The sequence below is a fragment of the Pseudomonas sp. RC2C2 genome, from assembly GCF_018390435.1.
Classification (GTDB): Bacteria; Pseudomonadota; Gammaproteobacteria; order Pseudomonadales; family Pseudomonadaceae; genus Aquipseudomonas; species Aquipseudomonas donghuensis.
The window spans coordinates 1-12199 of sequence record NZ_JAHBAX010000001.1; the positions used below are offsets into that span (position 1 = coordinate 1).

13 protein-coding genes and 1 pseudogene are annotated in these 12199 nt (G+C 63.9%); 6 read left to right on the top strand and 8 right to left on the bottom strand.

Annotation, left to right across the window (positions count from 1 at the left end; all coding sequences use genetic code 11):
• Window positions 1-538 precede the first annotated feature (538 nt).
• Complete coding sequence (locus tag KHO53_RS00005) at window positions 539-1099, bottom strand: hypothetical protein (protein ID WP_010226843.1); 561 nt, start codon at window positions 1097-1099, stop codon at window positions 539-541.
• The gene (locus tag KHO53_RS00010; protein ID WP_010226842.1) at window positions 1096-1356 is read right to left on the bottom strand and encodes a GNAT family N-acetyltransferase; all 261 of its coding nucleotides are present in this window, start codon (window positions 1354-1356) and stop codon (window positions 1096-1098) included. Before KHO53_RS00010 ends, KHO53_RS00005 begins: the two co-directional genes overlap by 4 nt.
• A gap of 227 nt (window positions 1357-1583) precedes the next feature.
• Between KHO53_RS00010 and KHO53_RS00015 the strand changes: the two genes are divergently transcribed.
• Together KHO53_RS00015 and KHO53_RS00020 are read left to right on the top strand one after the other, a co-directional pair.
• Window positions 1584-2633 carry an MBL fold metallo-hydrolase gene (locus tag KHO53_RS00015; RefSeq protein WP_100782471.1) on the top strand — a complete coding sequence of 350 codons (1050 nt, stop codon included), beginning with the start codon at window positions 1584-1586 and terminating at the stop codon, window positions 2631-2633.
• Between the two features lie 81 nt (window positions 2634-2714).
• A complete protein-coding gene (locus tag KHO53_RS00020) occupies window positions 2715-3722 on the top strand; it encodes a GlxA family transcriptional regulator (protein ID WP_213569785.1) in 1008 nt (335 codons plus the stop codon).
• On the opposite strand, the gene rarD is transcribed toward KHO53_RS00020, so the two are convergent.
• Window positions 3686-4615, bottom strand: coding sequence for an EamA family transporter RarD (rarD, locus tag KHO53_RS00025; RefSeq protein WP_036996172.1), 930 nt, complete (start codon window positions 4613-4615; stop codon window positions 3686-3688). The genes KHO53_RS00020 and rarD overlap by 37 nt on opposite strands.
• Window positions 4616-4713: 98 nt before the next feature.
• Between rarD and KHO53_RS00030 the strand changes: the two genes are divergently transcribed.
• The gene (locus KHO53_RS00030) at window positions 4714-5169 is read left to right on the top strand and encodes an Lrp/AsnC family transcriptional regulator (protein ID WP_036996173.1); all 456 of its coding nucleotides are present in this window, start codon (window positions 4714-4716) and stop codon (window positions 5167-5169) included.
• 121 nt (window positions 5170-5290) lie between these two features.
• Here KHO53_RS00030 and KHO53_RS00035 read toward each other — a convergent pair whose 3' ends face one another.
• Window positions 5291-5761 (bottom strand): hypothetical protein, encoded by a 471-nt coding sequence (locus tag KHO53_RS00035; protein ID WP_036996175.1) that lies wholly within the window; start codon window positions 5759-5761, stop codon window positions 5291-5293.
• A 52-nt stretch (window positions 5762-5813) separates the two neighbouring features.
• The gene (locus tag KHO53_RS00040) at window positions 5814-7019 is read right to left on the bottom strand and encodes a benzoate/H(+) symporter BenE family transporter (protein WP_213569786.1); all 1206 of its coding nucleotides are present in this window, start codon (window positions 7017-7019) and stop codon (window positions 5814-5816) included.
• Window positions 7020-7118: 99 nt separating this feature from the next.
• On the opposite strand from KHO53_RS00040, the gene pdxR reads away from it, so the two are divergent.
• Complete coding sequence (gene pdxR / locus KHO53_RS00045) at window positions 7119-8627, top strand: MocR-like pyridoxine biosynthesis transcription factor PdxR (protein WP_213569787.1); 1509 nt, start codon at window positions 7119-7121, stop codon at window positions 8625-8627.
• A gap of 112 nt (window positions 8628-8739) precedes the next feature.
• On the opposite strand, the pseudogene KHO53_RS00050 reads toward pdxR, so the two are convergent.
• Together KHO53_RS00050 and KHO53_RS00055 are read right to left on the bottom strand one after the other, a co-directional pair.
• Window positions 8740-9204, bottom strand: a pseudogene (locus tag KHO53_RS00050) (thioredoxin family protein); the annotation flags it as partial.
• A gap of 153 nt (window positions 9205-9357) precedes the next feature.
• Window positions 9358-9621, bottom strand: coding sequence for a DUF2790 domain-containing protein (locus KHO53_RS00055; protein WP_010226826.1), 264 nt, complete (start codon window positions 9619-9621; stop codon window positions 9358-9360).
• Between the two features lie 216 nt (window positions 9622-9837).
• Here KHO53_RS00055 and KHO53_RS00060 point away from each other — a divergent pair, with 216 nt between their 5' ends.
• Both KHO53_RS00060 and KHO53_RS00065 read left to right on the top strand, forming a co-directional pair.
• Window positions 9838-10572, top strand: coding sequence for a response regulator (locus tag KHO53_RS00060; protein ID WP_010226824.1), 735 nt, complete (start codon window positions 9838-9840; stop codon window positions 10570-10572).
• A 14-nt stretch (window positions 10573-10586) separates the two neighbouring features.
• Complete coding sequence (locus KHO53_RS00065; RefSeq protein WP_213570590.1) at window positions 10587-11876, top strand: sensor histidine kinase; 1290 nt, start codon at window positions 10587-10589, stop codon at window positions 11874-11876.
• A gap of 20 nt (window positions 11877-11896) precedes the next feature.
• Here KHO53_RS00065 and KHO53_RS00070 read toward each other — a convergent pair whose 3' ends face one another.
• The gene (locus tag KHO53_RS00070; protein ID WP_010226819.1) at window positions 11897-12148 is read right to left on the bottom strand and encodes a hypothetical protein; all 252 of its coding nucleotides are present in this window, start codon (window positions 12146-12148) and stop codon (window positions 11897-11899) included.
• Window positions 12149-12199 lie beyond the last annotated feature (51 nt).

Below are 12199 nucleotides of genomic sequence, written 5' to 3' on the forward strand. Positions count from 1 at the left end.
GCAAACCAGCTCCCACAGTGGATCTGTGTACGCCGGACTTGTGGGAGCTGGCCTTGCCAGCGATCGAGCGCGCAGCGGTCGCAATCCAGGCACCACCTGATGAGCTGGCTGTACTGGCCCCATCGCTGGCAAGCCAGCTCCCACAGTGGATCTGTGTACGCCGGACTTGTGGGAGCTGGCCTTGCCAGCGATCGAGCGCGCAGCGGTCGCAATCCAGACACCACCTGATGTGCTGGCTGTACCGGGCCTCATCGCTGGCAAGCCAGCTCCCACAGTGGATCTGTGTACGCCGGACTTGTGGGAGCTGGCCTTGCCCGCGATCGAGCGCGCAGCAGTCGTAATCCAGGCACCACCTGATGTGCTGGCTGTACCGGCCCCATCGCTGGCAAGGCCAGCTCCCACAGTGGATCTGTGTACGCCGGACTTGTGGGAGCGGGTCTTGCCCGCGATCGAGCGCGTAGCGGTCGCAATCCAGGCAACACCTGTATCGAGGGTCAAGCCCGCGTCTACAGGTTCTGCGCCAAGCTTGTGTGCGGATTTATCCGCGAAGGGTTGCGGAGCGCCCATAAATCACCAGCTCGCCACTGGTGGCAAGCACCAGGCTCATGCCGGTATAGGAGAACCCGAACGCGCGTACGTCGGTCTCGATCGCCAGGGTATGAAACTGCCAGGGCCGGTTGTAACGCGCGCCATGCAGCCAGGAACCCGGTTCAACCAGCAGCAGGTGCTGCTCGGGCCAGGCCAGGGTGATGTTCTCCACCACCCAGCCATCGCTGGTGCTGATCGGCAAGCCGCCGCCCTGAATACCGGCCATGCGGATCACCCGGTCGTGCAGCGGGCCGATGCCGCGGGTTTCCAGGTAATGGTCGCTGCCCAGGTTGTCGGTACGGTCGCGAGCGATTTTCTCGCCGGTGCGACAGTCGATCACACTGCGGCCGGAGCTTGAAGCCACCAACAGCCGCTCGCTGTCTCGGTCAAAACCGATTTCCAGCAGGCCGGCGACGGTGAACTGGCCTGTCCGCTTCCAGGGTGCTGGAGGTGGCGAGACCGGCCGTTGGCGGATGGCCTGGCGCAACGGGTCGAGGTGTCTGCTGGTCATGGCGCCTTCCAGTCCTGATGCGTCAGCCGGTACACACGTACGGGCCGCCCGTGGAACTGCACGGTATCGAAGGTATTGAAACCGGCTTTTTGCGCCACACGCAAGGAGGCGACGTTTGCAGACTCGATGATTGCAATGACGGCAGGCTGCTGTTGCTGGCTGAATACATACTCCAGCACGCCCCGCACCGCTTCGCTAGCAAGCCCCTGACGCCAAAAGCGCGTGGCCAGACGATAACCCAGGCTGGCCTGCTCCACCCATGACTTCGGGGTCACTGAGGATGGCAGTCAGGGCCGACAGGTCCTGACGAGAAAGTTCGCGGGCAAGCAAGCGCGGGGTTGCGAACCGCCCGGCGCTTGCTGCCGATAAAACATCAAATGTACCCACCCTGCCGTTCATCCGCCACATCACCCGGCAATGGCAATTTGCCAAGTGCTCGACTGAACTGTGGGTGTGCCCTTCATCACGCTTGCGAGGTGACCTCATGCGCTGGCTGCTGCTCGCCCTGCCCCTGATGATCTCGGCCTGCACTTACCTGCCAGGCTCCCGGCATTTGATCGTGAGCAACCAGCAATCGCTACCTGAACCCACGCTGCACTACCTGGGCGTCGGTGGCTGGCTGGTCCACTGGAAAGGCGAAGGCCTGTTGCTCGCGCCGTCGTTTTCCAACCCCGGCGGCCTGGGCATCCGTGGCCTGCCGCCGTTACGGGTCAAGGCCAACCCGCAGCGCATCGACGCGTTGATGCCAAGCGCCCGCGACGTGAAAATGCTCCTGGTCGGGCATGCCCACTACGACCATTTGCTCGATGTCCCCAGGGTCATGCACATCCATACCCCCAAGGCGACGGTCTACGGCTCGCAAACCGTCGGTCATATCCTTCATGCCGGCAAGGTTGATGCCCGCCGAATCAAGGTGCTGGTAGCAGACGAGATTGCCAACCCCTACCAGCCCAGCCGTCGCGGCACCTGGTTCTACTCCAACGGCCAGTCAGCCAAGGATGGCACCCGGCCCCAAGGGCCAACGCCCGGGATGATTCGCGCCATGCCGATCCACAGCGAACATGCCGGGCATGCCTTTGGCATCAACTTCATTCAGGGACAATACGATCACCCTCTCGGCACGCTCCCCCAAAGCCTGTTTGGCTGGCGGCTCGGCGAGGTAACCCTGGCCTGGCTGATCGACCTGCTCGACGAAAACGGCAAGCCGGTGTATCGCATCCATTACCAGGACAGCGCCGCCACCCCGCCTCTGGGCTTCCCGCCGCTGATCGCCGACGGCAAACGCATCGATGTCGAGATTCTCTGCGCCGCCAGTTGGGACCAGGTGCACAACTACCCTGCCGCCCTGCTGCGCATCACCCAGCCGCGTACCCTGGTGCTGGGGCATTGGGAAAACTTCTTCGCCAGCGACCCGAAAAAACCAGCACGGACCATCCCCTTGCAAGGCTACAAGGGGCTGCTCAAGCAGCTGCCTCACTACACACCGGTCATACCCGAGCCATTCTCCCAGGTACCGCTACCACCGCACGAGTAGCGCCCTGTGCGCACCATATTGTGTTTCGCAACCTGTGAACGCACACTCGGCCACGCCACGCCATGCCTCGCGGAGTCGACCTTGCCCACCCCACGCCAGTTCAGCAAGAAATCCAGCACCAGCAACATGCTCAATCTCAAACACCCCGAGGCGGCCTCTACTCCGGCCTATCAGGTGGGCTTCCTGCTGCTGGAGAACTTCTCCATGGCCAGCTTTACCGTGGCCATGGATGTGCTGGTGACGGCCAACCTGCTCAAGAGCCATCTGTATTTGAGCACGCCGTTTTCCCTGGACAGCGAACGGGTGACCAGTGACCTGGGCCTGGAGATCTATGCCGCGCACCTCGACCGCGCGGCCCTGGACAACCTCGATATGCTGATCGTCTGCGGCGGCTTGCGTACCCCGCTCAAGTACCCACAGCTGGACAGGCTGCTGGCCGATGCCGCCGCTCACCACCTGGCCCTCGGCGGGTTGTGGAACGGTGCCTGGTTTCTTGGCCGCGCCGGCGTGCTCGAAGGCTACAACTGCACCATCCACCCCGAACAACGGGCGAGCCTGGCCGAGCGCAGCCCGCAGTGCACCATCACCCCGGCAAGCTTTGTGCTCGACCGCGAGCGCCTGACCGCCGCCAGCCCCAACGGCGCTCTGGAGATGATGCTGGCGTTGCTCAAGTGGCAACACGGTGAAGCGCTGGCCGAGGGTGTCGAGGAGATCCTGGCGTTTTCCAGTGCGCGCTTTCGCCGGGTCGACAACAGCCAGAAAAAAACCATGAGCGCACCCCTGCGCACCATCGTCGAGCTGATGGAAAGCAACCTGGAAGAAACCCTCAGCCTCGATCAGCTGGCCGCCTACAGCGGCCGTTCGCGCCGGCAAATCGACCGCCTGTTCCAGGCCCAGCTCGGCACCTCGCCAAGCCGCTACTACATGGAACTGCGCATCACCAAGAGCCGGCGCCTGCTGCAGTATTCCGACCTGCCGCTGATGGACGTAGCGATTGCCTGCGGCTTTGTTTCAGTCTCGCACTTCAGCAAGTGCTACTGCGCCTATTTTGGCTACCCGCCTTCACGCGAGCAGCGCCTCGGCGAGTAAGTGCGGCGGTTGCCGCCCAGGCTCAAGCCGCCCTCCACCACCAGCACCAGCACCGCCAACCAGATCGCCAGGTAGGTCGGCCACTGCGCCGGGGCGATGCTGTCGCCCAACAGCACCGCGGCGACCACCAGCAACACCGGCTCGACATAGATCAGCAGGCCGAACAGGGTCAGGTTCAGGCGCGGCGCCGACAGCGCCTGCAAGCCCAGCGCCGCCGCACTGATCGCGCCCAGGCCGAGCACCAGCCAGGGCAGGTTCGAGGCCAGCCCGGCAAGGCCGAGCACCACGCCACCCTTGAGCACGAAGTACAGGCTCACCGGCAGGCTCAGGCTCATGTCGAACCATAGCCCGCCCATGTTGTTGCTGTCGGTCACCCGGCGCAGCCAGAAGTACAGCGGGTAGCACAGGCTCACCACCAGCACCGGCCAGGAGATCGCCTTGGCGATGGCGATCTGGTTGATGATGCCCAGCGCCGCCAACGCACACGCCAGCAGTTGCAGGCGGCTGATCGAATCCTTGAACGCCAGGCGGCCGACAATCACCATGACCAGCGGCATGAGGAAGTAGCCCAGCGACACGTCCAGGCCATAGCCATTGATCGGTGCCCACATGAACAGCCACAGCTGCACGCCGAGCAAGGCCGCCGAAACCAGGCGAATCGCCCAGAACCCGCGCTCCTCGAACAGCCGCTGAAAAATCCGCCGCACTTGCGGCCAGTGCCCGCTGGCGACCACCATCAGGGTCAGGCACGGCACGGTCAGCAAGATCCGCCAGCCATAGATTTCGGCGCCATCCAGGGGCGCGAGCAGGCTGGTGTAGGCGTACATCACCGCGAACAGCACCGAGGCGAGGACATTGAGCGCTACGCCCAATGTGGAGTTATGCGCGGTCATTGCAAATACCTTAATCAGGGCCAGCAGAGGGTGATAATTTATTCCGCAGGCACTGATAAGTGCCCTCGTTTTCACCGCTCAAGATGAGAAATTTTTGCATGGACCTGGACGAATTCGACCTTGCCCTGCTCGCTGCCTTGCAGCGGGACAACAGCCAGCCCCTGCGCGAGCTGGCCGAACAGGTGCATTTATCCACGGCCTCGGTGCAGCGGCGTATTCAGCGTTTGAAAAAGTCCGGGGTAATTCAGGCCAACGCTGCGGTCATCAACCCGGACAAAGTCGGCCAGGTGATTACCCTGATGGTCGAGGTGCATGCCGACCGCACCCAGTCGGCGGACCTGGACGCGATGAAGCGCGCCTTCTCAGGGCCGGAGATTCAGCAGTGCTATTACGTCACTGGCGATGCCGACTTCTTGCTGGTACTGACGGTGGCGAGCATGACCGTGTTCCAGGACATCGCCCAGCGGCTGTTTCACGATAACCCCAACGTGAAGTGGTTTCGGACCGTTGTGGTGCTGGACCGGGTCAAGACGACGTTGCAGGTGCCGCTCTAGGCTGTGCGCCTGCCTGCACCGGCCTCATCGCTGGCAAGCCAGCGCCCACAGGGTTCCGGTGCATGCACATCCACTGTGGGAGCTGGCCTTGACGGCGATGGGTTGCAAAGCAGCCCCGCCATTATTGCGGCGGTAAAGCCTTTAGTGCCGCCGCCAACGCCTCGGCACTGGCATATTCCTTCTGCGCCACCACCTTGCCCTGCTCCAACTGAAGCCACAACACCTTGTCCTCAGCCCCCGGATACTGCGCGACGACCTTGCCGTCGCGGTCCAGCACCACCCGGTAGTTGTAATCGCGCATGGCCGGGATCGCGAACAGCTTGCTGATCAGCGCCGGCATGCGCTGAATATCGGCGACGAACACCGCATCGCGCGCCTCCAGGTAGCCCTTGGGCTGCTCGCCCAGCGCGGCCTTGACCAGCTTGGCCGCGTCCATGTTGCGCGCCACCAGCAGCACGCGGGTCTGCGCGTTGAGGCTGTAGGCCTGGTCGTGCTGGTCAAGCAAGGTAAACGGCGCCAGGCGCTCGCCGACGTCGGCGGCACTGGCCAATAGCGGCGTCAGGCTCAGTAGCAGGGCAATGGCATATTTCACAGGTGACCTCGTTGTCAGTGCAGGACTGCTGATCCTAGCGTGGATACCAGGGCTAAAGTACCCTTTGCGGGAGAACATCCCGGCGCGGCAAGCGGCCATTGAGCACGGCATAAGCCCCAAGCCCAATCAGCAATCCCCAGAACGCCCCGCCAATCCCGAGCACATTGATATTGGCGGCCGCCGCCAGAAAAGTGATCAGCGACGCTTCGCGGGTTTGCGCATCGGCCATGGCATTGGCCAGGCTGCCGCCAATGCTGCCCAGCAGCGCCAACCCCGCCAGGGTGCTGATGAAAGTGGCCGGAAAGGCCATGAACAGCGCGGCCAGGGTTACCCCGAAGACACCGACAACAAGGTACAACACGCCTGCTGCCACCCCGGCGATCCAGCGCTTGCCGGGCTCTTCGTGGGCCTCCTTGCCCGTGCAGATCGCCGCGGTGATTGCAGCGATGTTGAAGGCGTGGGCGCCGAACGGCGCCATCAACAGCGAGCCCAGTCCGGTAAGGGTGACGATGGGGTTGGCACTGGCCTTGAAGCCGTCATTGCGCAGCACCAGCATGCCGGGCATGTACTGGCCGGTCAGGGTAATCAGGAACAACGGCAGGGCCACGCTGAGCACGGCATTGAGCGAAAACACAGGTGTGGTAAAGACCGGCGCCGCCAATTGCAGGCGCAGCCCCGACAAGTCCAGTTGCCCGCGCATCAGCAAAAAGCCCAGCCCCAGCAGCAAAATGCCCACCACCGCATAGCGCGCACTGAAGCGCTTGAAGAGCAGATAGGCAACGATCAGCAGCGCGGCCAGCAGCGGGTCGACGCTCAGCCCGGCAAAGGCACCGATGCCGAATTGCAGCAGGATCCCGGCCAGCAGCCCCGCCGCAATGCCCGCTGGAATCAGACGGATGAGCTTGTCGAAACAGCCCGATAAGCCCAGCAGCACGAACGCGGCCGCCGAGACCAGGTAAGCACCTACCGCCTCGGCATAAGGCGTACTGGCCAAGGCTACGACCAGAAAGGCCGCCGCCGGGGTGGACCAGGCGGTGATGATCGGCTGACGCATCACCCAGCTGAGCAACAGCCCGGTAACGCCAACGCCGATGGATACCGACCACACCCAGGAAGCCGTGAGTGCGGGGCTCAAACCGGCAACCTGGGCCGCCTGGAACACCAGGATGAACGTCCCGCCATAGTTGACGATCACCGAGATAAGGCCGGCAATGATCGGATGGATGAGGTCGCTGGCGCGTATCGCTGAATCAGGCATAGCAGGTGGTTCCTTGCAGGTAGGCAGTGACGAGCGACCGAGTGTACGAATAGACTGGCCTGCCCATTCAGGCCAGTTTTTTCACTTACAGCAGACCACATGACAACCACGTTCGAGCTTGAAACCCTGAAGATGCGTGTCAACGACGCGCAGTTCGCGCCGCTGGACCTGCACCAGCGTATCCAGCGCGCCTTGCGTGCACTGATCCTTGAAGGCGCACTGGCCGGCGGCATGAAACTGCCGGCGACGCGGACCCTGGCCACGTCACTGGGGGTGGCCCGCGACACCGTCGAGAACGCCTATGTGCAATTGCAGCGCGATGGCTACATCCTGCGCCGCGAGGGTTCGGGGAGCTATGTGTCGCACAACCTCGGCGCGCAACTGCACGGCGGCACGCAACGGCGCATCAAGGCCCAGGCACAAAAAACCAGTAACCGGCTGCCTGGCCAGGGCCTGAGCCAGCGTGGCCAAACCCTCTTCGACAACGGTGGCGTCAGCGATCAACAGGCAATCAAGGCCTTTGCCACCGGCCTGCCGGAAACCCGCTCGTTCCCGATGGATGTCTGGGAGCGCCTGCAACGCCAAGCCGTGAAAGACCATCGCGACAACGTCCTGCTACATGGTGACCCACAGGGCTGCGAGGCCCTGCGCAAGGCCATCGCCACCTACCTGAATCTGGAGCGTGGCGCCAAAGTGGCACCCGAGCAGGTGCTGGTGCTCAGCAGTACCCGCCAGGCGCTGTTCCTTTGCGCACAGATGCTGGTGGACGCCGGCAAGCCGATCCTGCTGGAGAACCCCGGCTACTTTGGCGCGAAAAAAGCCTTTGAAGCGGCGCAAGCGCGGATCGTACCCATCGACGTCGACGCCCAGGGCATCCGTACCGACCTGCTGCGTGCCGACCGCAGCGGCGCCCGCTGCGTCTACCTCACCCCTTCGCATCAGTACCCCACGGGCGCGACCCTGAGCCTGGAGCGCCGCCTTGAACTGATCAACTGGGCAGCGGAAAACGGCACGTGGATCATCGAGGACGACTACGACAGCGAATTCCATTACGACGGCCTGCCGACCACCTGCGTGCAGGGCCTGGACAGCCACCAGCGCACCCTCTACATCGGCACCTTCAGCAAGACCCTCTACCCCGGCCTGCGCATCGGCTACATGGTGCTGCCGGCGGAGCTGGTGGCGCCCTTCAGCGCGGCACGCAGCATCATCGACGGGCATACGCCGCAGGTGCTGCAACTGACCCTGGCGCGCTTCATGGACGACGGCCACTACAACGCCCATGTGCGAGCCATGCGCAAGCTCTACGCCGGACGCCGGGCGTGCCTGCTCGAGGCCATTGGCAAGCACCTGGCGGGCATCGTCACCGCCATGCGCCCGCCGGGTGGCCTGCAGATTCCCTGTGTGCTCGAGCCGGGCTGGTCAGAACCACAGACCCAACGCCTGGCCGCCCGTGCCGGTGTGCAGCTGCCCGGGCTCAGCCGCTTGTATGCCGGTGAACACAAGCAGCAGGGCTGGTTGCTGGGCTATTCATCACTGACGGCCAGTGAAATCGAAACGGCGATCCGGCAGCTGGCCAAGGCCCTGAAACAACCATCGCGTCAGTGACAAATAGTGGTAGCAACTATCTGTGGGAGCGGGCTTGACCCGCGATGAGGCCAGTACAACCAGCACATCAGGCGGCGCCTGGTTTACGACCGCTTCGCGCTCGATCGCGGGTCTAGTCGGGACGCCGCACCGCCGCTCCCACAGGTCGCTCCTCGAGCAATTGCTGGATCACCTGCTCCTGGGTGTCGTAGGCGCCCTCGCCAAAGTGCACATAGCGCACCTGGCCGTTGCCGTCGACGATGTAGTGCGCCGGCCAGAACTGGTTGCCGAAGGCGTTCCAGATCGCATAGTCGTTGTCGATGGCCACCGGGTAATCGATGCCCAGCTTGGCCACTTGCTCGCGCACATTGTCGACCACCCGTTCTTCGGCGTACTCCGGGGTGTGCACGCCGATCACCACCAGGCCCCGCTCAGCGTAGCGCTTGGCCCAGGTGTTGACGTGCGGCAGGCTGCGTCGGCAGTTGATGCACTCGTAGGTCCAGAAGTCCACCAGCACCACCTTGCCCTTGAGCGCTTCGCGGTCAAGTGGCGGCGAGTTGAGCCACTGCACGGCACCCGCCAGCTCCGGCATCGGCCCCAGTACTTCAAGGCTTGCAGGCGTGCCAGCGAAAAGGCGGTTGCCCAGGCCTGCGGCCGCCAGCAGCACGGCCAGCAAGGCGGCCAGGCCCAAGGCCCGGCGGCGGGTAGCGTTAACGTTGATGTTCATGGACGAACCTCCCTGGTCGATGGCTTAACCGCCTTCATGGCAGTCGCTGGCAAATTTCTGGTACTGCAGACGGTGCTCCTTGCCCTGGGAATCAAGGTAGTCCATTTGCGCATTGACCACGCCGCAGCCGATGCGGCTGTCTTCGTGCAAGGCCAGGACCTTGTGCACATCCAGTTGCTGGCCATAGCGATAGGGCTGCACCGGCACGTTGTCGTTGGCCTGGGCGGCAATGGTGCCGAAGCTCAGCAGGGTCACCAGGCTGGCAGTGGCAAGGGGCTTGATGTTCATGGTGGTACTCCCGAAGCAGGTTGCAAGGCGGTGAAGGGTTCCACCGCGTTGCTGGCTATTTCAGGCCCGCCAGGTATCGCCGATGTGTCCGGATCGCGCCGTTTTGCCTCCTCAGGTATCTGTGTCCACAGTAGATACACTGCAATACAAACCCCGGCAGGCAAGCGACACCGGCCTCGGTACACTTGCCGCCACCACCATGACGGGAGCCGGACGATGGAGCATGTCGATCACATCCTGATCGTCGACGATGATCGCGAGATCAGGGAGCTGGTGGGCAACTACCTGAAAAAGAACGGGCTGCGCACCACCATCGCCGCCGATGGCCGGCAGATGCGCGCCTTCCTCGAGTCCAATGTGGTCGACCTGATCGTACTCGACATCATGATGCCCGGTGACGACGGCCTGCAGCTGTGCCGCGAACTGCGCGCCGGCAAGCACAAGGCCACGCCCGTGCTGATGCTGACCGCCCGCAACGACGAAACCGACCGCATCATCGGCCTGGAAATGGGCGCCGACGATTACCTGAGCAAACCCTTTTCGGCTCGCGAACTGCTGGCCCGAATCAACGCCGTACTGCGCCGCACGCGCATGCTGCCACCGAACCTGACCGTTAGCGAAAGCAGCCGCCTGATCGGTTTCGGCCACTGGCGCCTGGACACCACGGCGCGTCACCTGCTCGACACAGACGGCACCCTGGTGGCCCTGAGCGGCGCCGAGTATCGCCTGCTGCGGGTGTTCCTCGATCATCCGCAACGGGTGCTCAGCCGCGAGCAACTGCTCAACCTCACGCAAGGTCGCGAAGCGGATATCTTCGACCGCTCCATCGACCTGTTGGTCAGCCGCCTGCGCCAGCGCCTGCAGGATGACGCCCGCGAGCCGGCCTACATCAAGACGGTACGCAGCGAGGGCTATGTGTTCTCCTTGCCGGTACAACGGGTCGAGGCCTGAACATGACTACCCTGTTGCGCTGGCCGCGCACCCTCGCCTCGCGCCTGGCGCTGATCTTCTTCACCGGCCTGGTGCTGGCTTATGGGCTGTCGTTCAGCTTCCAGTTCTACGAGCGCTACCAGAGCTCGCGCTCGATGATGCTCGGTAACCTGGAGCAGGACGTCGCCACCTCCGTGGCCATTCTCGACCGCCTGCCGGCCGCTGAACGCGCCGCCTGGCTGCCGCGCCTGGAGCGGCGCACCTACCGCTACCGCCTTGATAGCGGCGAGCCCGGCCAGCGCCTGAGCATGGACGATGCGCCCATGGCCGCGCTGTCCATCGGCAAGGCCCTGGGCGGCCAGTACGCGCTGGACTACCAGAACATCCCCGGGCCCACACCGCACTTCCAGGTGCGCCTGCGCCTGGCCGATGGCAAGCCGCTGACTGTCGACGTCACCCCGGCGCCGGTGCCGATGTCGAGCTGGCTGCCCGTGGTCCTGCTGATCCAGCTGGCGGTGCTGTTGCTGTGCACCTGGCTGGCGGTGAAAACCGCGATCCGCCCGCTGACCCGCCTGGCCGAAGCGGTCGACCAGCTCGACCCCAACGCCCCGGGGCCACAGCTGGACGAAAGTGGCCCACGGGAAGTGGTGTATGCCGCGGTGGCCTTCAATACCTTGCAGGCGCGCATCGGCGCCTACCTGAAAGAGCGCATGCAACTGCTGGCGGCGATCTCCCATGACCTGCAGACGCCGATCACGCGCATGAAGCTGCGGGTCGAAGCCATGGACAATGGCCTCGACAAAGACAAATTCTGGAGCGACCTGGAGGCCATGGAACACCTGGTGCGCGAAGGCGTGGCCTATGCCCGCAGCATCGATGGCAACAGCGAGGTGCCGTGCCGGGTCAACCTCGATGCCTTTCTCGACAGCCTGGTGTTCGACTACCAGGACAGCGGCCAGCCGGTCGAGCTGCACGGCAAGAACGGCGCGCTGATCGAGACCCGCCCGCAAGCCTTGCGCCGGGTGCTGGTGAACCTGATCGACAACGCCCTGAAGTTCGCCGGCGCGGCGCAGCTTGAGGTGCACAGCAGCGCCAACCACAGCACGGTGATTCGCGTGCTCGACCAGGGCCCGGGGATTCCCGCCGAAGAGCTCGACGCGGTATTGCAGCCCTTCTATCGCGTGGAGAACTCGCGCAACCGCAGCACCGGCGGCACCGGCCTGGGCCTGGCTATCGCCGCGCAGCTCACCCAGGCCATCGGCGGCTCCCTGACCTTGAGCAACCGGGCCAGCGGTGGGCTGTGCGCGCAGATCGAACTGCCCTGAAGCCGCTGGCGCGGCCACGCTCAGCCTTGATCAGCTACTGCGGCGCGGCAGTGGCCGGGTACCAGCACCGCAGTGATGCTGGCGAATGGAATGCAGCGGCATTCATCATCGCAGGCGAAGTACAGCTGCAATTGGTGCGCGCCCCAGTCGATGCGGCGTACTTCGCCTGACTGGCTGTCCATGACCCCGTACTCGGCGGCAAAACAGCCATACAGCACCACGGTGTCTCCAGGTTGATACAGGCGAAGACGCTCTTTGTTGTCGTCGTCCATGTCCGCATGGCTCCAGCCCTTGAACCGGCATCATCACCCTCTGCAAGCGGG